The 25,737-nt window shown below is 67.9% G+C and carries 22 protein-coding genes and 1 pseudogene; 13 read left to right on the top strand and 10 right to left on the bottom strand.

Translation table 11 applies throughout. From position 1 onward, the window contains the following. The first annotated feature begins 105 nt into the window (after positions 1 to 105). The 7 genes from BW994_RS14850 to BW994_RS14820 are packed head-to-tail and all read left to right on the top strand — an operon-like array spanning position 106 to position 7,439. Complete coding sequence (locus tag BW994_RS14850; protein WP_029312581.1) at positions 106 to 363, top strand: helix-turn-helix domain-containing protein; 258 nt, start codon at positions 106 to 108, stop codon at positions 361 to 363. A gap of 1 nt (position 364) precedes the next feature. Then, entirely contained in the window at positions 365 to 2,404 is a 2,040-nt protein-coding gene (gene hyfB, locus BW994_RS14845; RefSeq protein ID WP_029312582.1) for a hydrogenase 4 subunit B, read from the top strand. Continuing rightward, positions 2,395 to 3,351, top strand: coding sequence for a respiratory chain complex I subunit 1 family protein (locus BW994_RS14840; protein ID WP_029312583.1), 957 nt, complete (start codon positions 2,395 to 2,397; stop codon positions 3,349 to 3,351). The genes hyfB and BW994_RS14840 overlap by 10 nt, the downstream gene beginning before the upstream one ends. A gap of 11 nt (positions 3,352 to 3,362) precedes the next feature. Then, positions 3,363 to 4,028, top strand: a complete 666-nt coding sequence (locus tag BW994_RS14835; protein WP_029312584.1) for a hydrogenase-4 component E — start codon at positions 3,363 to 3,365, stop codon at positions 4,026 to 4,028. Then, positions 4,025 to 5,473 carry a hydrogenase 4 subunit F gene (locus tag BW994_RS14830; RefSeq protein WP_029312585.1) on the top strand — a complete coding sequence of 483 codons (1,449 nt, stop codon included), beginning with the start codon at positions 4,025 to 4,027 and terminating at the stop codon, positions 5,471 to 5,473. The genes BW994_RS14835 and BW994_RS14830 overlap by 4 nt, the downstream gene beginning before the upstream one ends. Before the next feature lie 7 nt (positions 5,474 to 5,480). Next, a complete protein-coding gene (locus BW994_RS14825) occupies positions 5,481 to 6,884 on the top strand; it encodes a hydrogenase large subunit (RefSeq protein ID WP_245594158.1) in 1,404 nt (467 codons plus the stop codon). 6 nt (positions 6,885 to 6,890) lie between these two features. Continuing rightward, positions 6,891 to 7,439 carry an NADH-quinone oxidoreductase subunit B family protein gene (locus BW994_RS14820; RefSeq protein WP_029312587.1) on the top strand — a complete coding sequence of 183 codons (549 nt, stop codon included), beginning with the start codon at positions 6,891 to 6,893 and terminating at the stop codon, positions 7,437 to 7,439. A gap of 17 nt (positions 7,440 to 7,456) precedes the next feature. Here the strand turns inward: BW994_RS14820 and hemN are convergent, their stop codons facing one another. After that, the gene (hemN, locus tag BW994_RS14815; protein ID WP_029312588.1) at positions 7,457 to 8,809 is read right to left on the bottom strand and encodes an oxygen-independent coproporphyrinogen III oxidase; all 1,353 of its coding nucleotides are present in this window, start codon (positions 8,807 to 8,809) and stop codon (positions 7,457 to 7,459) included. Positions 8,810 to 8,960: 151 nt separating this feature from the next. Between hemN and BW994_RS14810 the strand changes: the two genes are divergently transcribed. Next, positions 8,961 to 9,224 (top strand): DksA/TraR family C4-type zinc finger protein, encoded by a 264-nt coding sequence (locus tag BW994_RS14810; RefSeq protein WP_029312589.1) that lies wholly within the window; start codon positions 8,961 to 8,963, stop codon positions 9,222 to 9,224. 9 nt (positions 9,225 to 9,233) lie between these two features. Here the strand turns inward: BW994_RS14810 and BW994_RS14805 are convergent, their stop codons facing one another. From BW994_RS14805 to BW994_RS14795, 3 genes are read right to left on the bottom strand one after another with little or no spacing between them, the layout of a single operon-like run. Then, on the bottom strand, positions 9,234 to 11,534 hold the full coding sequence (locus tag BW994_RS14805; RefSeq protein ID WP_245594159.1) for a xanthine dehydrogenase family protein molybdopterin-binding subunit: 2,301 nt from the start codon (positions 11,532 to 11,534) through the stop codon (positions 9,234 to 9,236). A gap of 13 nt (positions 11,535 to 11,547) precedes the next feature. Further along, positions 11,548 to 12,900 (bottom strand): MFS transporter, encoded by a 1,353-nt coding sequence (locus BW994_RS14800; RefSeq protein ID WP_211252787.1) that lies wholly within the window; start codon positions 12,898 to 12,900, stop codon positions 11,548 to 11,550. Between the two features lie 53 nt (positions 12,901 to 12,953). Continuing rightward, on the bottom strand, positions 12,954 to 13,580 hold the full coding sequence (locus BW994_RS14795) for a GntR family transcriptional regulator (protein ID WP_217696470.1): 627 nt from the start codon (positions 13,578 to 13,580) through the stop codon (positions 12,954 to 12,956). 133 nt (positions 13,581 to 13,713) lie between these two features. Between BW994_RS14795 and BW994_RS14790 the strand changes: the two genes are divergently transcribed. Both BW994_RS14790 and BW994_RS14785 read left to right on the top strand, forming a co-directional pair. After that, positions 13,714 to 14,487 carry an alpha/beta fold hydrolase gene (locus BW994_RS14790; RefSeq protein ID WP_051657448.1) on the top strand — a complete coding sequence of 258 codons (774 nt, stop codon included), beginning with the start codon at positions 13,714 to 13,716 and terminating at the stop codon, positions 14,485 to 14,487. A gap of 4 nt (positions 14,488 to 14,491) precedes the next feature. Further along, positions 14,492 to 15,268: an SDR family oxidoreductase gene (locus tag BW994_RS14785; protein WP_029312594.1), complete on the top strand. Its 777-nt coding sequence runs from the start codon at positions 14,492 to 14,494 to the stop codon at positions 15,266 to 15,268. 258 nt (positions 15,269 to 15,526) lie between these two features. Here the strand turns inward: BW994_RS14785 and BW994_RS14780 are convergent, their stop codons facing one another. From BW994_RS14780 to BW994_RS14765, 4 genes are read right to left on the bottom strand one after another with little or no spacing between them, the layout of a single operon-like run. Next, positions 15,527 to 17,542, bottom strand: coding sequence for a hypothetical protein (locus BW994_RS14780; RefSeq protein WP_029312595.1), 2,016 nt, complete (start codon positions 17,540 to 17,542; stop codon positions 15,527 to 15,529). Then, positions 17,542 to 20,223, bottom strand: a complete 2,682-nt coding sequence (locus tag BW994_RS14775) for a DUF4159 domain-containing protein (protein ID WP_029312596.1) — start codon at positions 20,221 to 20,223, stop codon at positions 17,542 to 17,544. The genes BW994_RS14780 and BW994_RS14775 overlap by 1 nt, the downstream gene beginning before the upstream one ends. Beyond that, on the bottom strand, positions 20,220 to 21,071 hold the full coding sequence (locus BW994_RS14770; RefSeq protein WP_029312597.1) for a DUF58 domain-containing protein: 852 nt from the start codon (positions 21,069 to 21,071) through the stop codon (positions 20,220 to 20,222). Before BW994_RS14770 ends, BW994_RS14775 begins: the two co-directional genes overlap by 4 nt. After that, on the bottom strand, positions 21,064 to 22,092 hold the full coding sequence (locus tag BW994_RS14765) for an AAA family ATPase (protein ID WP_081849135.1): 1,029 nt from the start codon (positions 22,090 to 22,092) through the stop codon (positions 21,064 to 21,066). Before BW994_RS14765 ends, BW994_RS14770 begins: the two co-directional genes overlap by 8 nt. Before the next feature lie 138 nt (positions 22,093 to 22,230). On the opposite strand from BW994_RS14765, the gene BW994_RS14760 reads away from it, so the two are divergent. Then, positions 22,231 to 22,878: a DUF1285 domain-containing protein gene (locus tag BW994_RS14760; protein WP_245801584.1), complete on the top strand. Its 648-nt coding sequence runs from the start codon at positions 22,231 to 22,233 to the stop codon at positions 22,876 to 22,878. A 34-nt stretch (positions 22,879 to 22,912) separates the two neighbouring features. Next, positions 22,913 to 23,473, top strand: coding sequence for an NUDIX hydrolase (locus tag BW994_RS14755; RefSeq protein ID WP_029312600.1), 561 nt, complete (start codon positions 22,913 to 22,915; stop codon positions 23,471 to 23,473). A 6-nt stretch (positions 23,474 to 23,479) separates the two neighbouring features. On the opposite strand, the gene BW994_RS14750 is transcribed toward BW994_RS14755, so the two are convergent. Beyond that, complete coding sequence (locus BW994_RS14750) at positions 23,480 to 23,950, bottom strand: hypothetical protein (RefSeq protein WP_211252788.1); 471 nt, start codon at positions 23,948 to 23,950, stop codon at positions 23,480 to 23,482. Between the two features lie 144 nt (positions 23,951 to 24,094). Between BW994_RS14750 and BW994_RS14745 the strand changes: the two genes are divergently transcribed. After that, positions 24,095 to 25,261: a CCA tRNA nucleotidyltransferase gene (locus tag BW994_RS14745; protein ID WP_029312602.1), complete on the top strand. Its 1,167-nt coding sequence runs from the start codon at positions 24,095 to 24,097 to the stop codon at positions 25,259 to 25,261. A gap of 41 nt (positions 25,262 to 25,302) precedes the next feature. On the opposite strand, the pseudogene BW994_RS19725 reads toward BW994_RS14745, so the two are convergent. Further along, positions 25,303 to 25,737: pseudogene (locus tag BW994_RS19725) on the bottom strand (hypothetical protein); the annotation flags it as partial.

Genomic DNA, 25,737 nt, shown 5'->3' with positions numbered 1-25,737 from the left:
ATCACGCAAGCGCGGGGCACCGCACGGCGGCAATGCCCACTCGGCTCTTTTCAACTTCAGAGAGTTGGTTATAGATGTTCACATGTTTATATCCATGTTTCATACATGATATCGGCTGGGCAGCTGAAAGCCGCCAGGGCGCTCCTGGGCATCGACCAGAAACAGCTGGCCGAGCTGTCCGGCCTGTCGCTACCGACGATCCAGCGGATGGAGGGGAGCGAGGGTGTCGTGCGCGGCAATGTCGATTCCCTCATGAAGCTGCTCGATGCGCTCGATCGGGCCGGGATCATCGTGATCCGGCCTGGCGACGTGTCCGATGCCGGCGCGGGGCGCGGCGTTCGGCTGAAGGGCGACGTGATGTGACGTGACACCGATCATCCTGATGTGTGCCGCGGCGTCGCTCATCCTCGGCGGGGTGGGTGGCGTGCTCGCGCGCCGTCCGGCCGGGCGGATGATCGTTTATGGCGGCTCGCTCGCCATCGCGGTGGTCGCGTTGCTGGCGGCGCTGGCGCAGCTGGCGCTCGGCATCGCACCTGACCCGCTCGTGGTTCTGCCGATCGGCTTGCCCCATCTCGGAGCGTCTGGGCTCGGAATGCAGTTCGGCATGGATGATCTGGCGGCGGCGTTTCTGATCATCGCCAATATCGGTGGGGCGGCGGCCAGCCTGTTCGCGCTCGGCTATGCGCGCCACGAGGCCGAACCCTGGCGCGTGCTGCCGGTCTATCCGGTGTTTCTGGCCGCCATGAACCTCGTGGTGATCGCGGCGGATGCCTATGGGTTTCTGCTGTGCTGGGAAGTGATGTCGCTGGCATCCTGGGCGCTGGTGATGGCGCACCATAGCGAGGCCGCGACGAGGCGCGCCGGTGTGATCTATCTGTTGATGGCGAGCGCGGGCACGCTCGCGCTGCTGCTGTGTTTCGGCCTGCTCGCGGGACCGGCGGGGGATTACGCCTTCGCGGCGATGCGGGCGGTGCCGCGCGCACGCTGGATCGGATCGGCGGTGATGATCCTGGCGTTGCTCGGCGCGGGGTCGAAGGCGGGCTTGGTGCCGCTGCATGTGTGGCTGCCGCGCGCGCACCCCGCCGCACCCAGCCATGTTTCGGCGCTGATGAGCGGGGTGATGACCAAGGTCGCGGTCTATGCGTTCATTCGCATCGCGTTCGACCTCGCCGGCCCGCCCGCCTGGTGGTGGGGGCTGGTGGTGCTGCTGGCCGGCGGCATGACCGCGGTGCTCGGCGTGCTGTATGCGCTGATGGAAGACGATATCAAGACGATTCTGGCCTACAGCACGATCGAAAACGTCGGGCTGATCTTCGTCGGTCTGGGTCTGGCGCTGGCGTTCAAGGCCGATGGCATGATGGCGGCGGCCGCCCTGGCGCTGACCGCGGCATTGTTCCATGCGCTGAACCACATGCTGTTCAAATCGACGCTGTTTTTCGGCGCCGGCGCGATCCAGCACGCGACCGGCACGCGTGATCTCGCGCAACTGGGCGGGCTGATCCACCGGATGCGGCGCAGCGCGGTGCCGATGCTGATCGCCGCGTTGGCGATTGCCGCCCTGCCGCCGCTCAACGGGTTTGCCTCGGAATGGTTGCTGTTGCAGGCGATCCTGCTCAGCCCCGCACTGCCGCAATTCGGTCTGAAACTGGCGGTGCCGGCGATCGGCGCGTTGGTCGCCCTGTCGGCGGCGTTCGCCGCGGCGTGTTTTGTGCGCCTCTATGGCATTGCCTATCTCGGCCGCGCGCGCGGAACCGCCGCCGCCGCCGCGCAAGAGACCGATCGATGGTCGCTCAGCGCCATGATCGTGCTGGCGGCGCTGTGTGTCGCCGCCGGCCTGCTGCCTGGTTTCGCGATCGATCTGTTGGCACCGGTCACCCACGCCCTGCTCGGCGCGCGGGTGAGCACGCAAGCCGGCCTGTCGTGGCTGACGATCGTGCCGGTCGCTTCCCGCCAGAATGCGTATGATCCGCTGCTGATCGCCCTGTTCATCGCGATCAGCGCGGTCATCGGCGCGCTCGCGCTGCGCCGGTTCGGCGTGCGCATCACGCGCCGCGCGCCCGCCTGGGGCTGCGGCTATCAGGAATTCGGCCCGCCGGCGCGCACGCTCATCACGCAATATTCGCCCTCGGGCTTCGTCCAGCCAATCCGCCGGGTGTTCGCCGGCGTGATATTTCGCGCGCATGACGAGGCCACGCTGCCGCTGCCGGGCGAGGCGCACCCGGCGCGGCTGAACCTGCGCTGGAGCGATCCCGCGTGGTCTTTGCTGTATGCGCCCCTGATCGGTGCGATCGACTGGCTGGCCGGGCAGACCAACCGGCTGCAATTCCTCACCATAAGGCGCTACCTCGCGTTCGTGTTCATGGCGCTGGTCGCGCTGCTCGGCTGGATCGCGCTATGGGGTTGATCACGAGGCTGGCGCTGCAACTGGCGCAGATGGCCTTGATGCTGGCGCTGGCCCCGCTGCTGGCCGGGTTTGTCCGCGTGCTGAAAGCCCGGCTGCAACGCCGCAGCGGGCCGCCGCTGCTGCAAATTTACCGCGATCTCGCCAAGCTGATCGGCAAGGACGCGATCATCGCCACCGATGCCTCGTGGATTTTCAGCACCGCGCCCTATCTGATGTTCGCGATCACCTGGGTCTCGGCCTCGCTGGTGCCGAGTTTCGCGACCGATCTGCTGTTCTCATGGTCGGGCGATCTGATCGTGATCGTCGCACTGCTCGGCACCGCGCGGTTCTGCCAGATGCTGGCGGCCCTCGATATCGGCACCGCGTTCGGCGGGCTGGGGGCGAGCCGCGAGGCGATGTTCGCCTCGCTCGCGGAACCGGCGATGCTGATGATCGTGTTCACCGTCGCACTCGTCGCAGGATCGAGCCAGTTATCCGCCATCGCCACGTTCATGCACGAAGGCACCCAGGGGTTGCGCCTGTCGCTGGCGCTCGGGCTGGTCGCGCTGGTGATCGTGGCGCTGGCCGAAACCGGGCGGTTTCCAGTCGATAATCCCGCGACGCATCTGGAACTGACCATGGTGCACGAGGCGATGGTGCTGGAGTATTCCGGCCGGCATCTTGCCTTGATCGAGCTTGCCCACGCGCTCAAGCTTATTTTGTATCTGTCGCTGATCGTCTGCATCTTCGCCCCGGTCGCGATTGCCGCACCCGGCGCCGGGCCTGCCGCGCTGGCGCTCGGGCTGTTCGCCTATCTGGTGAAACTCGCCGCCGGCGGCGTGCTGCTCGCGCTGTTCGAAACCGCGATCGCCAAGATGCGGGTGTTCCGGGTGCCGAATTTCATCGGGGCCGCGCTGATGCTCGGCCTGCTCGGCACGCTGCTGCTGTTCGTCTCGGCATCGCTGTGATGGATCATGTCATGTCATCCGCCACGGCACTCAGCATCGCGCATGTGCTGGCCGGCGCGCTGGTGCTGGTGAGTTTCATGATGCTGTACCAGGACCGGCTGTCGTCCGTGATCAACGTGCTCGCGCTGCACGCCGCGGTGCTCGGCTGTGCGGTCGGCTGGCAGGCCTATATCCAGCACGCGCCGGAGCTTTACATCACGGCGGGTCTGGCGCTCGGCTTCAAGGCGATCGTGATCCCGATCGCGCTGCACCGCATCGTCGAGCGCTTCGGCATTCACCGCCAGGTCGAGGCGGTGGGCGGCATCAGCCTGACCATGCTGGGCGGCATCGGGCTGGTCGCGCTCTCGATGGTGGTGATGCTGCGCACCGCCGCCCATGCCGATGCGCTAGCGCGCGAGGACGTTGCTCTCGCACTCTCGGTCATTCTGCTCGGGATGCTGATGATGGTGACGCGGCGCAACGCGGTCAGCCAGATCGCGGGGTTCATGTCGCTCGAAAACGGCCTGATCCTCGCCGCCGCCGGCGCGCAGGGGATGCCGCTGGTGGTGGAAATCAGCGTCGCCTTCTCGGTCCTGATCGCCTTCATCGTGATCGGGGTGTTTCTGTTCCGCATCCGCGAGCGGTTCGACACGGTGGACAGCACGGCGCTCGATGCGTTTCGCGGTGAGGCGTCATGAACGGTCTTGCGTTCGATGCGGTGATCGCCACCATCGCCATCCCGGCAGCGGCTGCTGGCATCCTCGCCGTGGTGCCGTCCTGGCGCCTGGCGGCGCGGCTCAACGTGATCGCGAGTGTCCTGACCATTGCGGCCGCGTGCCTGCTGCTCTGGCACCGGCCGGCGCCGACCACGCTGTTCCTGATCGATGATCTGAACATCGTCTTCCTGCTGCTCAACGGTTTCGTCGGCTGCACCACCAGCCTGTTCAGCGCCAGCTACATCGCGCACGAACTGCAAACCGGGCATCTGACACCGCGCTATCTGCGATTCTATCACGCAATGTACCAGGTGATGATGGTGGGGATGAATCTCGCCCTGATCACCAACAATCTTGGCCTGATGTGGTTCGGCGTCGAACTCGCCACACTGTCGACCGTGATGATGGTGGGCATCTACCGCACCCCGGCCTCGATCGAGGCGTCGTGGAAATACCTCATTCTCGGCAGCGTCGGCATCGCGCTCGCGCTGTTCGGCACCATCCTGGTCTATCTCGCGGCCAAGCCGGTGCTGGGCACCGGGATGGCGGCGATGCAATGGAGTAATCTGCGCCACCACGCCGCGGCGCTCGACCCGGCACTGCTCAATGTCGGGTTCATTTTCCTGCTGATCGGCTACGGCACCAAGGCCGGGCTGGTGCCGATGCACGCCTGGCTGCCGGATGCCCATGCGGAGGGGCCGACGCCGATTTCCGCCGTGCTGTCCGGCCTGCTGCTGAACGTCGCCCTCTACGCCATCCTGCGGTTCAAAATGGTGCTGGCGATGAGCCATGCGACGATCGAGCCCGGCATATTGATGATCGGCGTTGGATTGCTCTCGTTGTTTTTCGCGGCCCTCATGCTGTACCGGCGGCGCGACATCAAACGCCTGTTCGCCTATTCCTCGATCGAGCATATGGGCATCATCGCGTTCGCCTTCGGCATCGGTGGCCCGCTCGGCAACATCGCCGGCCTGTTGCAGATGATGATGCACTCGCTGACCAAATCCGCGATCTTCTTTTCGGTCGGCCACATCGCGCAGGCCAAGGGCACCCAGAAAATCGCCGCGATCACCGGGCTGACCACCAGCCACCCGCTGCTCGGCTGGACGCTGGTGGCCGGCGTCGCTGCCATCGCCGGCCTGCCGCCGTTCGGCATCTTCACATCGGAATTCCTGCTGATCACCTCGACCTTCGCGCGCGCCCCGGTGCTGGCGGTGCTGCTCGGGTTCGGCATATTGCTGGCGTTCGGCGCGCTGCTGCTGCGCATGACGACGCTATGTTTCGGCGCGCCGAGCGAGGGATCGCACCCGATCAGCGCCTCGTCGGTGCCGATTTTCCTGCATCTCGGCATCGTGCTGCTGATCGGCCTCGCGATGCCGGCGTTTCTCTATGCCTGGTTCGCGCATGTCGCGACCATGCTGGGATGAAGCGGCCATGAAAATCGATCCGCCGCTCTGGCAGCAAGAAGCCGCCGCGCTGGCAACCGGCGCCTCGGTGTTCGTCGCCCTCTGGGCCGAACCCGCGGATGATGCCGCCGTGGTGCATCTGGCCACCCGGCCGCACGGATCGGGCGCGATCAGCGTGCTCAGCCTAGTCACTGAGGGCGGGCATTTCCCCTCGATCGCGCGCCATCATCCCGGTGCGATCCTGATGGAACGCGCTTTGTGCGACCTGCACGGGCTCGCCGCCGATGACACGCCGGACCCCCGCCCCTGGCTCGATCACAGCGCCGCCTACGAATTCAAACCAGCACTCGGCCCCGGCATTCATCAGATCCCGGTGGGTCCGGTGCACGCCGGGATCATCGAGCCCGGCCATTTTCGCTTCTCGGTCAACGGCGAAACCGTGGTCAGGCTCGAAGTCCGGCTCGGCTACACGCACAAAGCCACGCTGGGCCTGATGCGCGACCAGACGATTGGGCACGCCGCGCGCCTCGCCGGGCGGATTTCCGGCGATTCCACCGTGGCATACGCCTTCGCCTTCGCCCGCGCGGCGGAGCAGGCGCTCGGCATCGCCGCCCCGCCGCGCGCCGCGGCGTTGCGCGGCGTGATGGCGGAGCTTGAACGCCTCGCCAATCATTTCGGCGACATCGGTGCGATCTGCAACGATGGCGGATTTCCCCTGATGCACGCGCTCACCGCCGGTCTGCGTGAACGGGTGCTGCGCCTGTGCGCCGCGTGTTTCGGGCATCGTTTGATGATGGACATCATCATCCCCGGCGGCGTCGCGCGCGACCTGAGTGCCGACAACGCGGCCCTGCTGCGCGCTGGCCTGCCCGATCTGCTCGCGCAGTGGCGGCGGTTGTTCGAACTCTACGAAAAGACCGCCTCCTTGCAGGACCGCGTCGCCACTACCGGCCGGCTCGACCCGGCGATCGCCCAGCGCCTCGGCTGCGGCGGCTATGTCGGCCGTGCCTCCGGCCAGGATTTCGATGCAAGGCGCGATGCACCCTACCCGCCCTACGACACAGGCCGCTTCGTGGTGCCCTGCCGGACGGGCGGCGATGTCGATGCGCGGCTGCGGATTCGCATGGCGGAACTCGACCAGAGTGCGGCGCTGATCGATAACCTGCTGGCCACCCTGCCGCACGGCGCGCTGCAAACCGCGTTGCCCACACCGGCCGGCCCCACCACCGGGCATGCGCTGATCGAAGGCTTCCGCGGCGATATTTTCGCCCATGTCCGCCTGCACAACGATATGGTCGAGGATGCGATGCTGCGCGACCCGTCGTGGTTTTTCTGGCCGGCGCTGGAAACCGCGATCGCGGGCAACATCGTCGCGGATTTCCCGCTCTGCAACAAATCGTTCAACCCCAGCTATTCCGGCTGCGACCTGTAGGCACCGATGCGCAGAACCCTGATCGAAAACCTGTGGCGCGGCCGGCTCACCGAACCGGCACCGAGCATCACACCCGGCGAGCCAGCGGCCCTGGCCGCCGAACTCGACCGCGTGGCCCGGCACAGCCTCGGCCGCTCGCTCGCGATCCGCGCCTTCGATGCGGGCTCCTGCAACGGCTGCGAACTGGAGCTCATTGCCCTCGGCAACCCGTTTTACGATCTGGAACGCTTCGGCCTGAAATTCGTCGCCTCGCCCCGCCACGCCGATGTGCTGATGATCACCGGCCCGATGACGCGCGCCATGCACGCCGCCCTGCGTCTCACCCATGAGGCGATGCCGGCACCGAAATTCGTCATCGCGATCGGCGAATGCGCCTGCACCGGCGGAATGTTCGCGGCCAGCCCCGCCTGCCTCGGCGCGGCATCGCAGGTGATCGCGGTCGATCTGCACATCCCCGGCTGCCCGCCCGACCCGGTCGCGATCCTGCAAGGATTGATCGGCTTTGCCTCAAACCTCGCAGGCACGCCCGATCGGGCACCAACTCCCTCAGCGTGACAAAAATCAACCAGCGGTCAGATCGCCGCAGCATGGCGCGAAGCCTGCGGGTCCAGATACTGATCGAAACACGCGGCGACACAGCGCAGAAACGGCCAGCCCGCCTCGGTGATCGTAACAACCGCGCCGTTGCGCCGGATCAACCCATCGGTCTCCAGCGGTTCGAGCTGCGGCCACGCGTCATCGAGCGTCGCGCCATCCATGCCGGCGGCGTCCGCGATCGACGCGACATCGACGGTCAGATCGCACATCAACCGCTCGATGATCCGACTGCGCAGGTCATCCTGCGCCGTCCTCGCGATGCCGCGCGCGGTAGCCAGCGTCGCGGTTTCGATCGCATCGAGATACTCGATCGTCCGTGTCACGTTCTGCGCGTAGCCTTGCGGTAACGCCGAGATCGCGGAAGCACCGAACCCGATCAGCACGGCGGCGTCATCCAATGTGTAGCCCTGAAAATTGCGCCGCAAGCGCGGTGTGCCGCGGGCCTGAGCCATGGGATCATCGGGTTTCGCGAAATGATCGAGACCGATCCTGCGATACCCGGCCTCGACCAGCATCGCCGCCGCGCGGGTCTGCTGGCACAGCCGCGCCGCCGCATCGGGCAGGTCGAAACCGGCCAGCACCGCCTGACGTTTCTGCATCCAGGGCACATGGGCATAGCCATAGAGCGCGATCCGGTCCGGTTCGATCTCGAGGACCGACGCAATCGTCGCCTCGAGCGACGCGACGGTCTGCTGCGGCAGCCCATAGACCAGATCGAGATTGATCGAGCGGGCGCCGGCCACACGCGCAACCGTCGCGGCATCGCGCGTCTCGGCCACGCTCTGGTGCCGGCCGATCGCCTCCTGCACCAGCGGTGAAAAATCCTGCACCCCCAGGCTGGCACGGCCGATCCCGAGCGCGCGCAGATCGGCCTCGGCCGTCGCGGGCAGCGTGCGCGGATCGAGCTCGATCGCGATTTCGGTCGCACCGTCGATCATGAAATGCCGGCGCAGTGCGGCATCGATCGCCTGCATCAGGGGGGCGGGCAAGGCGGTCGGCGTGCCGCCACCCCAATGAACATGACGCACCGGCAGACGATGGCCGATCGCCGCAGCGACCCTCTCGATTTCCGCCACCATCGCCGCCGCATAACGCTCAAGGGCGCCAACACTGTGCACCACGCTGGTGTTGCAGCCACAAAACCAGCACAGGCTGGCGCAGAACGGCACATGCAGATAAAGCGAGGCTGCGCTGCCCTCAGGGATCGCGCCAAGCCAGCGCCGATAGGTCCTGGCATTGACCCGCGTATCGAAGTTCGCGGCCGTCGGGTAACTTGTGTAGCGCGGCAGTCGGCGATCGTAGCGCGCCAGCAGGGAAAACGTGTCCATGAGCGAACGCTAGACCGATTGGCTCGATCGCGCCTTGATCCTGATCAACTCAGCCGACATTCCGCAATTCACCGCAGAATCGGTGCTTTCCAACGCGGCTCAGCCGTCCCATGTTGCAGGATCGGCGCAACCAGCAAACCGGACCAGGACAATGGCGAACGGATGGGCCCCGGACGGGGCGGTACAGGACCAGATCGACGATACCGTGAAGGACGAGGTGATGCGCGCCCGCGCCCGCATGCCGACCGGTGCGGGACAGACCCATTGCGTGGAATGCGGCGAGGACATCCCGCAGGCGCGCCGCAACGCGGTGCCCGGCGTGCGAACCTGCATCGCCTGCCAGTCCGCCGCCGACCAACGACCGGCCAACATCGGCTTCAACCGGCGCGGCAGCAAGGACAGCCAGCTCAAATAGGCCTGACGGTCAGGCCGATCCCGCCGTGCGGATGCTGCGCCAGATGCTGTGCGCCGTGCACGGAAACGCCGGCAGTTCGGCGCCCACCATCGCCAGCGCATCGGCGAACGCATTGGCGGCGGCGGCCAGCGCGCCGGTGGTGCCGGCCTCGCCCAGGCCCTTGACGCCGAGCGGATTGTTGGGCGATGCGGTCGGCCGGTCCTCGGTGACGAAATTCGGCACATCGGCGGCGCGCGGCATGGTGTAGTCCATGAAGCTGCCGGTCAGCACCTGGCCGGTTTCGTCATACTGCATCGCCTCGCCGAATACCTCGCCCAATCCCTGCACGATGCCGCCATGGATCTGGCCTTCCGCGACGATGGGATTGAGCACGACGCCCGAATCATCGATCGCGACGTAGCTCACCAGCACGGCCAGCCCGGTCTGCGGATCGATCTCGACCTCGGCGACGTGGCAGCCCGATGGAAAGCTCGACGATACCGGCACCGCGCCCACCACATCGAGCGGCGCATCGGCCGCGGCGATGGCCTCAGCCAGCGTCAGCACGACGCTGCCATCCGGCCGGCAGATCGCGCCACCCGCCATGATCAACTCCGCGGGCGGCGCATTGGCCCGCAGCCCGGCGGCGGCCAGCAGGTGCCGGCGCAGCTGATCACCCGCATCGGCGATCGCGCTGCCGGCACTCAGGGTTGATCGCGAGCCGATCGAGCCACCGCCGTTCAGCGTCGAATGCGCCGGACTCGCTGCGAGTTCGATATCGGCGGGGTCCATCCCGAGCCGCTCGGCCAGAATGAACGCATAGGTCTCGGCCTGACTCTGGCCGCTGCCGCCGGTCACGGTTTCGATCCGCGCGGTCGCCCGGCCACCGGTCACGCCCAGAACAACCCGCGCCTCATCGCGCGTCGCGGCACCGCCGCCGGCGATTTCGGTGAACAATGCCACGCCACGCCCGCGCAACCGGCCGCGCACCTGTGCCTCGGTGCGCCTTGCGGCAAACCCATCCCAGTCCGAGGCCTGATGCGCCGCATCGATCAGGGCAGCGTAATCGGCGCTGTCGTAGGTCGATCCCAGCGCGGTCCGATAAGGGAAGGCGGTGCGCGGAATCGCATTCAGGCGGCGCAGTTCGAGTGGGTCCGCCCCCAGCGCGGTCGCGGCGCGATCGACCAGCCGTTCGATCAGCAACGCCACATCCGGCCGTCCGGCGCCGCGATACGGCCCGATCGGGCCGGTATTGGTGAAATACTGGCGGAAATTGGCGGCAATCGCGGAAATACCGTAGGTGCCGCTGCCGCTCATCAACGGGTTGTGCACGTTCACGAAGGCGCCGACCGTGGTGATATACGCGCCGAGATCGGTCTCGTAGGTGATCTCGAGCCCGGTGAACCGCCCCGCCGCATCGAGCGCCAGCCGCCCGGCGAGTCGCGTGCTGCGGCCATAGTAATCGGTCAGGAACGACTCGCTCCGGCTCGCGACCCAGCGCACCGCCCGGCCGGTGCGGCGCGCGGCGAGCAGCAGGGCGGCATGTTCGGGATAGGCCGGGCTGCGTGCGCCGAACCCGCCGCCGACATCGGGCAGCTCGATGCTGATCCTGGCCTCGGGTACGTTCAGCACCGCCGCCAGATCGGCCCGGATTTCGTTGATACCCTGATGCGGCGTGATCAAATGATAAATCCCTGCCGCCTCGTCGTAGCGGGCGATGATGCCGCGTAGCTCCATCGTCGTAGGCGCCAGCCGCGGCAGGTCGAACGCCGTCGCCACGATTGTTTCAGCAGCGTCGAACGCGGCCCGCACCGCCGCAGCATCGCCGGCCTGATGCGCGAAGGCGAGGTTTCCCGGCGCTTGCGGATGGACCGCCGGGGCATCCGCCTTGCCCGCCGCATCGATGCCGATCACGGCGGGCAGGTCACGATAGGTCACCGCAATCGCCTCGCTCGCATCGAGCGCTGCGCTCTCGCTGGTCGCAATGACGCAGGCCACCGCCTCGCCGACATGGCGCACCCGCTGGTGGGCCAGCACCGGTCGGAACGGCACGATCAGCGGGTGTGGCCCGTCGGCCCCGTAGCGCATCAGGCCGCGGAAATTGCCGAAGCCGGCGTCCGCGCAATCCGCCCCGGTCAGCACGGCGATCACGCCGGGCATTGCAAGTGCGGCGCCGATATCGATCGAAACGATCTCGGCATGGGCATGCGGCGAGCGCAGAAAGGTGGCGCTCAGCGCATCCGGCACCGCGATATCGGCGGTGTAGCGCCCCGCTCCGGTCACCCAGCGGGTGCGGTCGCGTTCGGATTGGGTCGGGCGGTGGTTCAGCATCGATCGATCCATGTCAGGCAATCGCCTCCAGCCGGCGCTGCCTGGTTTCAACACCCAGCACCAGCACCGCCACGATCAGCGCGAGCAGCAGCCCGATCATCATGGCCAGCACGCCCTTGACGCCATAATCGGCGAACAGACGGATCACCATGAACGGCGTGATGATGGTCGCACCGCGCCCGAACATGTTACAAATTCCGGCCGCGCGCAGCCGGATTTCGGTCGGGAACAATTCGGGAATGTAGATCGCGAACAGCATGGCGACCAGGATATAGATCGGAATGGTCAGAGCGAAACCGATCACCGGCAGAAACGCCGGATCGCGCACGAACGGATAGATCGCGCCGAACACGATGGCGAGGGCTGATGCCACGACGATACACGGCTTGCGCCCCCAGCGATCCGCCCCGAACGCGCCGATCGCCGAGCCGATCGGCGCACCCAGCGCCATCAGCACGGCATAGCCGAAACTCTGCGCCACACTCAGCCCCTGCTTGACCATGAAGGTCGGCAGCCAGGTGATGAACCCGTAGATCAGCGTGTTGATCACGATCAGCGCGATGCACCCAAGCACCAGGCGGGCGAGCAACGGCGGTGCGAACAGCGCGGAAAACGGTTGCAGCGGCACCGCGATGCCGGGCGCCGGCGGCGGCAGCGGCGCGCCGTTGGACGCTTCCGCCTCGATCCGCCCGAGCAACGCCTCAGCCTCCGCATCCCGCCCGACGGTCTGCAGCCAGCGCGGCGATTCCGGCAGCGCCTTGCGCGCCTGCCACACGAACAGCGCGCCGATGCCGCCAAGAATGAACATGATCCGCCACCCGAAATGCGGCACCAGCGCATAACCCAGCAGGGCCGAAACCGGCAGGCCGGTCACCACGATCACCGCCATCATGCCGAGCCAGCGGCCGCGCGCCGCCGGCGGGATGAACTCGGTGAGGGTCGAATACCCCACCACATTCTCCGCCCCGAGGCCGAACCCCATCACGAAGCGCAGCGCGATCAGCACGCCCATGCCCGGCGCGAACGCGGCGGCGAGCGAGGCGAGGCCGAAAATCGCCAGATTGGCCTGATAGGTGAAGCGTCGGCCGAACCGGTCGCCCAGAAACCCGGTGACCACCGAGCCCAGCATCATCCCCACGAAAGTCGCCGATACGAACAGCGCCGCCTGCGGCAAGGTTGCGAACCCGCTGCGGATCGTCGCACCCAGCACGGTCGCTGCGATATAGATGTCGAACCCGTCGAAGAACATGCCGATGCCGATCAGCAGCATGACGCGGCGGTGAAACGCGCCGATCGGCAGCCGATCGAGCCGCGCCCCCGCCGAAGCACCCATGATCGCCTTGTCTTGCGATATCACCTGATCCATTGTCGTTCTCTCCCGATTCTCGATTTTTTATTGATTGATGGTGGTGTCATCGTTCAGTCGATCACGGCGGCCCGCCGCAGTGCCGAGAGCACGCGCGTCTCGGCGGCATCGATATGCGCGCGTAACAGCCGTGCCGCGGTGCGCGCATCACCCCGCACCACTGCGTCCGCGATGGCGCGATGTTCGCCGATCAGCAGATCCGGCCGCCGCCCCTCGATCTGAGCGAGGCTGACCCGGACCAGCCGATCCGATTGCTCGATGATCTCGACGCAAGAGGCCCCCAGCCGGCGGTTCGGCGCCAGCGAGGCCAGCGTGCAATGGAACCGCCGGTTGTCATCGATGAAATCCGCCGCCTCATCGCCCGCCGCCACCGCGAGCAGGCGCGTGCGCGCCGCATCGTCGGCCGTGCGCGCCACCAGCCGCGCCGCCTCGGGTTCCAGCACACGGCGCAGGCCGAACATATCGGCGGCATCGCGCAGCGAAATCGGCGCGACCCGGCAGTACTGGCGCGGCACGATCACCACGAGACCCTCGGCCTCCAGCCGCAGCAGCGCCTCGCGCAACGGCGAGCGGCCAACGCTGTAGCGCGCCGCAATCTCGGGCTCGCGCAGTTCGGTGCCGGGCATCAGGCGACAGGCGATGATGTCATCCTTCAGCGCGGCATAGACGCTCGTTCGCATCAACATCTGGAACCCCCAGTTCCGTTTGTGATATATCACGATCAAAAAAACAAGCAGGATTCAGAGCCTGTAACTAATCAAATTTATCGGCTAGCATCAGCATTGATATATCGTGACAGCTCAGGGAGAGACGATGACAGACCATGTTTCCACGCGGCAACGGATCGGCGTGCACCGCACCGGCGCCGGCCGGCCGATCATTTTCCTGCACTCATTGCTGGCTGATGGCTCAAGCTGGGCCGGCATCACGCCGCTGCTCGCGACCCGTGCCGAAACCATCGTGCTCGACCTGCCGGGCTTCGCCGGCCTGCCGCCGATCGAGGGTGGCCTCGCCCCGATCGCCGCGGCACTGGCCGAAACCATCGCCGCGCTGGCACTGCCCGCCGCGCCGCTCGTCGTCGGCAATGGCTTCGGCAGCTTCCTCGCCCTGCGCCTCGCGCTCGATCATCCGTCCCGCGTCGGCGCCATGGTCCTGATCGGCGCCGGGCTGCGCTTCTCCGATCCGGGCCGGGCCGCATTTCGCGGCATGCGCGAGGCCGCGGCGGCCAAAGGCCTGCCCGCCATCGCCGATACCGCCATGGCCCGCCTGTTCGGCGCCGCCTTCCGCGCCGATCACCCCGACCTGATCGAACAACGGCGGTCGGCCTTCCTGCAAACCGACCCGGCCCAGTTCGCCGCCGCCTGCGCCGCACTGGAAACCCTCGACCTGACCAACGACATCGCCCGCATCACCGCCCGAACCCGCATCCTGGTCGGCGCGGAAGACCAGGCCACCCCACCCGCCATGGCGGAAGCCCTGGCGGCCGCACTGCCCGGCGCCACGCTCGAGATTCTCCCCGGGCTTGCCCACGTGCCACAACTCCAGGACCCGCCGCTGATCGCCGGCCTGATCGAAAGGATGACCTGACCCGATGAACCTCAACCTCGACGGCAAATGCGTCCTGATCACCGGCGGCTCCAAAGGCATCGGCCTCGCCTGCGCCGTCGCCTTCGCGCACGAAGGTGCCCGCGTCGCGATCTGCTCGCGCAGCCAGGCCAATCTCGACGCCGCCCTGCACACCATCCCATCCGCCACCGGCTTTGCCGCCGACCTGATCGACGCGGATGCGGCCGCCACAATGGTCGCTCAGGTCGAAGCCCGCCTCGGCCCGATCGATATCCTGGTCAACAGCGCCGGCGCCGCAAAACGCACCCCGCCCGATGACCTCACACCCGCCCATTGGCGCGCCGCAATGGATGCGAAATACTTCAGCTACATCAACGTGATCGATCCGGTGGTGAAACTGATGGCGGCACGCGGCCGCGGCGTGATTATCAACGTCATCGGCGCCGGCGGCAAAATCGCCTCGCCGGTCCACCTCGCCGGCGGTGCCGCCAACGCCGCCCTCATGCTCGCAACCGCCGGCCTCGCCACCGCCTACGCCCCCCGCGGCCTGCGCGTCATCGGCCTCAACCCCGGCCTGACCGAAACCGACCGCGTCAACGAAGGCCTCGCATCCGACGCACGCCTCGCCGGCATCACCACCGATGAAGCCCGCACCCGCGGCATCGCCCGCATCCCGCTCGGCCGCATGGCAAGCCCCGAAGATATCGCAAACGCCGTCACATTCCTCGCCTCCGACCGCGCCAGCTACATCACCGGCGTCAACATCTCCATGGACGGCGCCAGCCACCCGATCGTCGTCTGATGTCGGGTGGGTTGGGGGTACTGAGGGTAAGCAAGGCCAAGGGGCTCTGCCCCCTGGACCCCCGTTAAAGGCGGAGCCTTTAAAATCCATCAGTTTTAGGCAAGGGGAGGGCGCTGCCTCGGTAGCTCCGCCGATCTGGCCTGGACAGCCCTCCCCTTGCCTAAAACTAGCGGGTTCTAAGGGCTAAGCCCTTAGTGGGGGTTCGGGGGGCAAAGCCCCCTGATCTTACTTACCCTCAGTGCCCCCAGCCCACCGGCATCAGCCGCGTTCGCGCCACCAAGCCGCGGTGAGGAGGGCGAGGGCCAGGATGGCGGTTGGCAGCGCGGGCGGGATGGGAATGTCACGTTCACCGGTCACCAGCGCGGCGTGCCGGCGGTGGAGCAGGCCGGACCAGCTGGGGTTCGGGGTTTTGCCGAGCCAGATGATGTGCCCGCCGGTGTGGGTGGCAAGCGGGCCGATGATGCGGTCGGAAGCGGCAAGATCGGCCTGTTCCGCCGGATCGTCGTTGGCGGCGCCGGCGTAGGCGGTCATGCCGTGCGCCCGGACCTGCCAGACACCTTGTGCGTTTGCGGCGAGGCGTGCCTGGTAGCGGCCGGGCCCGGCGTCGTGCAGGGCGATGGTGGTGGTCTTGCCCGACGGATCGGTGACCACGGCCGAGCCGGGTGGGCCGCCTTTCAGCGATTGGCGGGTGATATCAAGCGTGGTGCCGTCGAACTGCGCGGTGAGTTGCCGTGCCGCGAGCGAGGGTTCGCCGAGCAGCCAGTGCACGGTGCGCCGGAGCAGCGCTTCGGCCGGCCCCGCCATGGCAGGATCATGGGCGAGCGCGCCGCGCGCCCAGAGCCAGAACTGGTCGGACAGCAGCACGGCGACGCGTCCCTTGCCGGCATGGGCAAGCACCAGCAGCGGCGCACGGGCAGGCCCCGGTGTGCGCAGCAGCGTGACCCCGCCGGTCTGTTGCACGGTTTCATAGCGGTACCATGGTGCCAGATGATCATGCGCGAGCGCTGCGGTAACCGGATCGCGCTTGCCATCCCCGGTCAATTTCGGGGTGAACCCGCCGGTCACGGTGCCGTCGCCGAACGGCTGTACCGGCAGGATCGGCTCCAGCGGCGAGCGCGCGAGTGAGTTTTCGCCCTCGAATTCCGGGCCGGTTTCAACCAGCAGGGCGCCGCCGGCCCGCACATGCGCGGTGATGTTGGCGAGGTAGGGCGGCAGCAGCAGGTCATCGTTGGCGAACTGGTCCATGATGATCAGGTCGAATTTGCCGAGGTCGCGGCCGAACAGCTGGTTCACCGGAAACGGGATCAGCGCCATGTCGTTCACCGGGGCGGCCAGCGGTTCGGTCGGCAGGCGCAGGATGGTGAAATTGACCAGCCGCACGGCGGGGTCGGCCTTGAGCAGCAGCCGCCAGGTGCGCAGGCCGGGGTTGGGCGCGCCGGCGATCAGCAGCACGGTCAGCCGCCGCCGCACCCCCGCCAGATCGAACACCGCCTGATCATTGGCGCGCGACACCTCACCCGCCAGCGGCTCTGCCGCCACCGCGACGACCGATGTACCGGCGTGCGCGATCCGCAGCTTCACCGTCATCGTGTTGCCGACCGGCGCCATGACATGCGCAACCGCCTTGCCATCGACCGAAACGGTCACCGGCACCGGCGTGCCGTGATCGGCCACGCCGTGATCGAGCACCGCGAACCGCAGCGCCACACGATGCCCGACCAGCCCGTAGCGCGGTGCCGCGATCAGATCGAGCGCCCGATCGGTCTGGTTGCCGCGCGCCGCAATCAAGCCGGAGACCGCGACGCCTTTGGGAATCGGGATGGGCCCATCGGTCGCTTCGCCATCGGTCAGGGCAATGATGCCGGCCAGCCGTGCGGGCGGGATGGTGGCCAGCGCATCGCGCATCGCGCCGAACAATTTGGTGCCGTCATCGCCCGCGCCGCGCAGCGTCACCACGCGCACATCAGTGCCGGGCGGCACATGTGCCATCAGATGATGAAACGCCGCATCGCTCATCGCGGCGCGCCGGCCGATCGTCATCGAAGGCGATCGATCGCGGATCACCAGCGCGATATCGTGCAGGCCGGTGGTGGTCTGCACCTGCCAGCGCGGCCCGGCGAGGACCAGCAGCAGCAGCGCGAACCCGAGCGCGCGCAGCAGCGTGCCACGGGCGCGGCGGCGTAGCCCGAGCAGCACGATCACGATGGCCACGGTGCTCAGCGCCGCCAGCGCAGGCACCGGCACCAGCGGTGCGAACAGGATCGGCCCGGCCATTATTGCCCGAGCCGGCGCAAAATGGCCGGGATCTGCACCTGATCGGATTTATAGGTGCCGGTCAGCGCGTACATCACGAGATTGACGCCGAACCAGGCAGCGTGCTCGCGCTGGCCGGGCGTATCGGGCAGCAAGGCGCGCACCGGCATGCCCGAAGCATCGACCGCCCAGGCCCCCGCCCAGTCGTTCGAGCCGATCACCACCGGGCTGACGCCATCGGCATCGCGCGCCCCCTTGGCGGCGATGAACACGGGCGCACCGTCGAACCGGCCGGGAAAGCTGCGGGCAAGGAAGAACGTGTGGGCCAGCGTGTCCCGCGCGGTCAGTGCCACCAGCGGCGGAATGGCGAGGCAGGCGGTGGCGCGGTGCAGCGCCGCATCGGCCCCGGGGTCGAACCCGGCGCCGGAGCCGGCGGCATCGCTGCCGCCGCCATCGGTATCGATCACCAGCAGCCCGCCGCCGGCCATGAACGCATCGAGCGCGTGGCACGCCTTGGCATCCGGTGCCGGCGTGGCGCCGGTGATCGGCCAGTAGAGCAGCGGATATAAATTGATCGGGCTCACCCCCGGCGTGACGCCGCGCGGCGCACCCAGATGCGCTGCGGTTTCCTGGTTGACCAGATCGGCGATCGCGCCGAGCCCCGAGCGGCTGATCCGATCGATCGTGGGATCACCGGTCCGCACATAGGCGAGCATCGGCGCCAGCGCGCCGGCCGGAACTGGGGTCGCCGCGCGCGCCCGATGCCCGCCGCTGAGCAGCGCGAGCAGCACCAAAGCCGCCCGCCACCGCAGCGCGCCGCGCAGCAGCAGCGAGATCAGCAGATCGGCCAGCAGCAGCGCCAGTGCGATGGCCAATATCGGCGGGCCGAACCGGCGCGCGCGCGGCAGCGCATCCAGCCCGGTCACCGGCACGCCGGCGGGCAGCGCCGCCGCCGCGAGGGGCGGCACATGGCCGCCGATATTGAGCGCGATCGACCCCTGCGCATCGCCCCATAACCCCGGCGGATGCGCGGGCGAGACGGTGGTATGAGCGAAATCCGCCACCGCCATTGGCCGCGCGCCCGCGCCCGGCACGCCCAGCGTGCCGATGCCGTTGAGCACCCGCAACGGCCGCAGCAAGCCCGATTTCGGCGCGGCCCCGGTGCCCAGGCGCACCAGCCTGCCGATCAGCGCCGGAAAATCCGCCGCGATCGGCCAGTTCGACCAGGCGGTGTTGGCGGTGGTCAGCACCGACACCAGCACGCCCCGGCCGCGCCGCACACCGAGCACGATCGGCGTGCCGTCCGACAGGCGCGCCCACACGGTCGCCGGGTCGAGCGTCGCGGGATCGGCCAGGATCTGGCGCGAGACGGTCGCCGCGCGCGGCGGCGTGAGGCCGGCGAGCGGCCCGCCGCGCTCGAACGCCGCAATCCGCTCAGGCTTGCCGCTGGCCAGCGCACCGCCCAGCATCCGCACGCCATCCAGCAGGTGATCCGGGGTGAGCGTATCGGGTTGCGGTGCCGTCAACGGTCCGGCGAAGCGGATCACCACGCCGCCGCCGGCGATGAACCGATCCAACGTGCTGCGATCGGCCGGGTTCAACGGCACATCGGCCAGGATCAGCGCGCTGATGCCGGAGGCGACCAGCGGGCCGATCCGCCCGGTCCGCACCACGCTGCCCGGCGGCAGGGCGCGGCGCACATAATAGAGTGAGCCGAGTAGTTTCTGCTCGGGATTGGCGGTGCCGCCGGAAACCAGCCCGACCACGATCTGCCGCGTCGCGCCATCGAGCAGCATGACCCCGCCGGGTCCGGCCGCACCGGGCAGCGCGAGCGAGGTCACCTGGGATGCAAGGGCTGCCGGCAGGTCGAACCGCGCCGCGCCGCTGGCCGCACCCGGCGCGATGCGCACCACGATGCGCGCGAGCGCCGCCCCGGATGAGGCTTCGGCCAGCACCGGCTGCGTCACTTCATTTTGCTGCGGCACCACCGCGAGGCGGGCGATCAGCGCACCATCCGCGCTCAACTTCGGCGACTGCAACAGGCGTATTCTATCCGGCGAACCGGCGATGATCCGTGCGGGATCGAGTGCGGCGAGAAACCGCCGCAACCCCGGTGCTGCCAGCCCATCCGCCAGATACACGCCGGTCAGCCCGGCAATCCGCCGGCGCGCGACCGTGACCGCCGCAGCAGCCGCCGCGCGATCCGCCGGCCAGGGTTCGGCGTGCAGCGCGCCCAGCGCATCGAGCGCGCCGATCCGCCCGAGCACGCCGCTCGCGCGCGGCGGTCGGCCGGCGGCGTTGCCCGCGGTGGCGAGCAGCACGATGCCGCGCTGGCCCGCCACCTGATCCACCAGATGCCGCGCCGCCGCGATGCGGGCGGTGAAATCGGCTGCCGCGGCCCAGCCATTGTCGATCGCGAGCAGCACTGGCCCGTCGCCCGCCAGCAGGCGCGGCGGCACGATCTGCGGTCCGGCGAAGCCGATGATCACCAGCGCCGCGCCCAGCAGGCGCAGCAGCAGCAGCCACCACGGCATCCGCACCGGGGTGCGCTCGGTCGGCATGATGTCGCGCAGCAGACGCAGCGGCGGAAATTCCTGCCGCCTCGGCGCCGGCGGGGTGGCGCGCAGCAGAAAATACAGCGCCGGCAGCAGCGCGAGCCCGGCCAGGATGGCGGGGGCGGCGAAGCTGATCGGCCCGATCACGAGACCGGCTCCAGCCCCGCGCGGATCGCGGCGAGCGCCGGTCCGGGTGCGGCGTCAGTCCGGTGCAACAGCGGTACCAGCCGTGCGGCTTCGGCGAGGCCGATCACCGCGTCGCGCTGGGCGGCGAGGCGTGCCCGATAGGCGGCGGCGATGTCTTCGGCGCGGGCGATATCCTCGGCCGCTTCGCCGCGCCGTTCGAACAGCACCCGGCCGCGATAGGGAAAATCGCACTCCGCGCCATCGAGCACCTGCACCAGCACGCCGCCCCGACCCGCCGCGCCGTGCCGCGCCAGATCGGCGGCGATCGCCTCGGGTGGTGCCAGAAAATCGCCGATCAGCGCGAGCCGCCCGGCCACCGGCGTCGTGCTCGCCGCCAGCATGAACCCCGCCGCCAGACGATCGAGCGCGCCCGGCCCGCCGAACGCCGGGGTGCGGCCGAACAGGGCGACGCGCTCACCGCCATCGAGGGCGAGTGCCGCAAGCGCCAGCGCCAGCAACAAGGCGCGGTCCCGCTTGGTCGGCTGGTTCGTCTGGCCCGTGAAATCCATCCCCTCGTGATCCTGCACGTCGATCACCAGGGTCTCGACCGATTCCCACTCGCGCTCGCGCACATACAGCCGCTCGCCGCGCGCGCTGCGCCGCCAGTCGATGCTGGCGGGGGAATCGCCGTCGCGCACGTCGCGATATTGCCAGAACTGCTCGCCCGCGCCGGCCCGGCGGCGGCCATGCCGGCCTGGTGCCGCGCTCGCGGCCAGGCGCTGTGCTGCCAGCACCAGCGCCGGCAGCCGGGCCGCCAGCGCCTCGGCCGCGGCGATCCGGCTGCGTGCGGACGCCCGATGATCAGCCAAGCGCCTTGGTCACCACCCGGCCGATCAATGCCTCGACCCCTTCGCCCTCGGCGCGCGCCGCGAAGGACAACCCCATCCGATGCCGCAGCACCGGGGCGGCGAGGCTTGCGACATCATCGAGGCTCGGGGCTTCCCTGCCATCGAGCAACGCCTGCGCCCGGCACGCCAGCATCAGCGCCTGCGCCGCGCGCGGGCCCGGCCCCCAGGCGAGCGCTTCTTTCAGCTCCGGCAGGATCGGGGTTTCCGGCCGCGCGCCGCGCACCAGGCGCATGATGCCATCGAGCACCCGCTCGCCCACCGGCATGGCGCGCACCAGATGCTGCGCCGCCAGCAGGCTTGCGGGATCGAGCGCGGCGTTTACCCGGGTCTGCGTGGTGCCGGTGGTGGCCAGCAACATCGCCCGTTCATCGGCAAGGCTCGGGTAATCGATCCGGATCTCGAAGATGAACCGGTCGAGCTGTGCTTCGGGCAGCGGGTAGGTGCCTTCCTGTTCGAGCGGGTTCTGCGTCGCCAGCACATGAAACGGCCGCGGCAGTTCGCGGTTCAACCCCGCCACCGCGACCCGGTTTTCCGCCATCGCCTGCAACAGCGCCGATTGAGTGCGCGGACTGGCGCGGTTGATTTCATCGGCCATCAGCAATTCGGTGAACACCGGCCCTTCGATGAAACGAAAGCTGCGCGCCCCGGCGGCATCGGAGTCCAGCACCTCGCTGCCGAGAATATCACCCGGCATCAGATCGGGCGTGCACTGGATGCGCCGTGTCGCCAAGCCGAGTGCGGCCGCCAAAGCCTCGACCAGCTTGGTCTTGCCGAGGCCGGGCACGCCCACGATCAGCGCATGGCCGCCGGACAGCACCGCCGCCAGGCATTGGTCGATCACCGCATCCTGCCCCAAAATCACCCGGCGCACCTCCTGGCGTGCCGCGGCCAGCCTTGCCGTGGTGGCGGCGAACCGGGCCAGGATATCCGGTGTGGCAGCCCCGCTCGCCTCGCCGCCATCTTTTTGCAATATGCTGGTCATTTGTGATCGCCTGTGTGGTTTTACCGAGAGTATCGCCTGCCTATATCAGCATGTATGAACGATCAGGTCGAAGCATAGAGGCTAAGGATTGTGAACGATATTCATCGCAGTGCCGGACCATCTGCCATAAGTCCGATGATGGAGACCATGACGCAGAACGGGTCGGACGACAATTGCGCGGCCCGGCAGGGTAGTCCGCGGTTCGCCGAATTCGCGGAGGCGGCGTCGCCGCGCGCGGTCAAGCCAGCGGGTCCGGCCGGGCGCGGCAAGCGGGTGCCGGTCGATTGCGGTGACCTGCCCTTCGTGATCCGGCGCGACGGCACCTGGATGTATCGCGGCTCGCCGATCGGGCGGAAATCGATGGTGTGCCTGTTCGCCAGCGTGCTCAAGCGCGACGATGAGGGGCATTTTCTGCTCGAAACGCCGGCCGAGCGCGGGCGGATCGCGGTGGAGGATGCGCCGTTCGTCGCCGTCGGGCTGGAGTGGAGCGGCGAGGGCCAGTCGCAGGTGCTGCATTTTCGCACCAATATCGACGAGATGATCACCGCCGGCCCAGGCCACGGGCTGCGCGTATCGCATAATCTGCTGACCTGCGAACCGACGCCTTATTTACATGTGCGCGATGGCGCGGGGATGTTCCCGATCGAGGCGCGGGTGAGCCGCTCGGTGTATTATGAGCTGGTCGCGCTCGCCGAGCCCGGCATTAAATTCGGCAAGCGCGTGCTCGGCGTCTGGAGCCAGGGCGTGTTTTTCTCGCTGGGCGAACTGGCTTCCTGCACGGATTGATCAGCGCGGCGGTGCGGTTCACACTGGCGCCGTGATGACCCCCGATGATATTCGCCGCCGGCTGAGCCATGCGGCGGTCAGCCCCCGCAGCCAGGGTTGCGCGAGCGATGCCAGAGCCGCTGCCGTACTGGTGGCGATCGAGCCGGCGCGCGGTGTCTGGCTGACCCGGCGTTCGGCGCATCTGCTGCACCACGCCGGCCAGGTGGCGTTGCCGGGCGGCTCGGTCGATCCATCGGATGCCTCGCCCGAAGCCGCAGCACTGCGGGAAGCGTGGGAGGAAATCGGGCTCGATCCCGCGCAGGTCGAACTGATCGGCCGGCTCGATGATTTCGCGACCGGCACCGGCTTTCACATTACGCCGATCACCGCCCTGATCCATGGCGAACCCCGGTTTGTCGCGGCGCCGGGCGAGGTCGCAGCGATCTTTCCGCTCGGCCTCGATGCGCTGCTCGACCCCGCATTGCCGGAGTGGCGGCGCGGCACCTGGCACGGCGGCACGCGCGATTTTCCGGTCTGGCCGCACCCTGATCATGTGATCTGGGGTGCGACCGCGTGGATCCTGCTCCGGTTGGCGACGGCGTTGCGCCAGGGTTGATCGCCGTTAGTCGACGGGTTGGCTGGCCGGCTGCGGCGCCGGGTTGGCGCTGACGGATGCCGTCGCTGCTGGAGCCGGCTGCATGGGCACTGTGATGAGTTTCGGATAATCATACGCCGCACCGGTGCTCATATCGACGCCGGCACCAATTACGCCGCCGAATAGAAGGTTCCCGAACGCCATACCCTTGGTCGAAGAAGCAACGGCCAGCATGCCAGGCTGATAGCCGGATTTGTCGCATTTCAAATGGAGCCTGTCATAGCCGCGATGAACGGTGACCGTTCCGGGGGTGGTCACGAACCATGTGCCCTTGTTGCTTTTCAGGCTGCATTGGGCGCCGGATACCGGCTGGCCATCAGCGATGGTTTGGACCGAGAGAACCTGGCTTGTGCCATCGACGATCGATGCGCATCCGGCGGCTGGCAAAATTGCGATGAGCGGCCAAATCAGTCGTGCTATACGGTAGTTCAAAGACAATCCTCCGGATCGTTAAATATTGTGACATGAAGCGAGAGCCATCGGTTTGGCATGGTCTTGTAACAGTTACAATATAGTCATTAAGATTTGGTTAGAAATTTTTCGCACGACAAAAAGGAGGCGCAAATTGCTGAAACTGCGGGAATGGGGCCGAGCGGCTTGATCGATTATCCCGGCCTCGCCACGCTGTGGCGCGCCATCCCTGAAGCGCGCATCGTGGGGGGCGCGGTGCGGGATCAGTTGGCCGGGCGTGGCATTGCCGATATCGATCTGGCCAGTCCGCTGCCGCCCGATGCCGTGGTGGCGCGGCTCGAGGCGGCGGGGCTGCGCGCGATTCCGACCGGGCTTGCCCATGGCACGATTACCGCGCTGGTCGGCGCGCAGAGTTTCGAGATCACCACCTTGCGGCGCGATGTCGAGACCGACGGGCGGCACGCCGTGATTGCGTTCATCGATGATTGGCGGGAGGATGCCGCACGGCGCGACTTCACGATCAATGCGATGTCGATCGATCGTGCGGGCACGCTGCACGATTATTTCGGGGGGGCTGCCGATCTGGCGGCGGGGATTGTGCGCTTCGTCGGCGATCCGGCCTTGCGGATCACCGAGGATTATTTGCGTATTCTGCGGTTTTTTCGCTTCTTTGCCCGCTATGCAAGTGCTGCACCCGATCCGGCGGCGCTGGCGGCGATCCGCGCGCTGCACCCGGGCCTTGTGCAGCTCTCGGCGGAGCGCGTCTGGCAGGAGATCAAGAAAATCCTTGCGGCACCCGACCCGTGTGGCGCGCTGCATTTGATGCGCGATACCGGCGTATTGGCGGCAATTCTGCCCGAGGCCGGGTTGCTCGGCGGGCTCGAGGACATGATTGCCGCCGGTGCGCCGGCGGACCCGTTGCTGCGGTTCGCGGGGTTGGTGATGGTCGATCCGGCACTGGCGGCGCGGCTGAAATTATCGGAGGCCGAACGCTCCCGGCTTGCGCTGATCCAGGCGGCACCGCTGCTGGGGGCGGATGCCGATGATGCGGTACTGCGGCGCGCGCTGGCGGATTGGACGGCGGAGTCGTTGATCGATCGCATTTGGCTGGCCGGCGGGGTGGAATATGCCGCGCTGCGGGCGCGGCTTGCGGCGATGGCGCGGCCGGTGTTTCCGCTCAAGGGTCGCGATGTTCTCGCGCTGGGCGTGGCGCCGGGACCGGCGGTGGGCGAATTGCTTGCCGCGCTGCGGGCCTGGTGGTTGGAGCACGGCTGCGTGGCGGGCCGGGAGGAGATGAGGCGGCGGTTGGACATGCTGGTGCGGAGCCACCGCGGGTAGATTAATTTATTACGATATCGTAACGAATTAGGCGTGAAAGATCACGGCCCTTTGCGCCACATTTTTTTCACATTGAAGGAGGGGATGAACGGCTGGTGCCAGGGTGGCACGGGCGGTGGGGGTGGGCCGAGGATTTCGTGGAGTTGTTCGGGTGTGAAGTCGATGCTGCCGTCGGGGTTGATTTTGTATTGGTCCATGAAGCTGGGCTGGCGCTTTGGTTTGCGGATGCGCTTGGGCCGGGGCTTGGTCGATTTGGGGCGCTTGATGCTGGGTGGGTAGCGCAGGCCGAGCATGGTGTGGAGCGGGCGGAGGATGCGGCCGAGGCTGGGGTGGGTGGCGAGCAGGGCCTGGACGATGGGGTCTTCCATGAAGTGCTGGAGATCGCCGCGGGCGTTGGCACCGGCGACGATGGGGGCGGCTGGGCCGTTGGGCAGCAGGCGGATGAGCCAGGCGAAGCCGCGCGGCAGGGTTAGGGC

This window comes from Acidiphilium rubrum (assembly GCF_900156265.1).
GTDB classification, from domain to species: domain Bacteria; phylum Pseudomonadota; class Alphaproteobacteria; order Acetobacterales; family Acetobacteraceae; genus Acidiphilium; species Acidiphilium rubrum.
The sequence above is the reverse complement of the archived record's forward strand: the minus strand, read 5'-3'. Positions and strand labels throughout refer to the sequence as shown.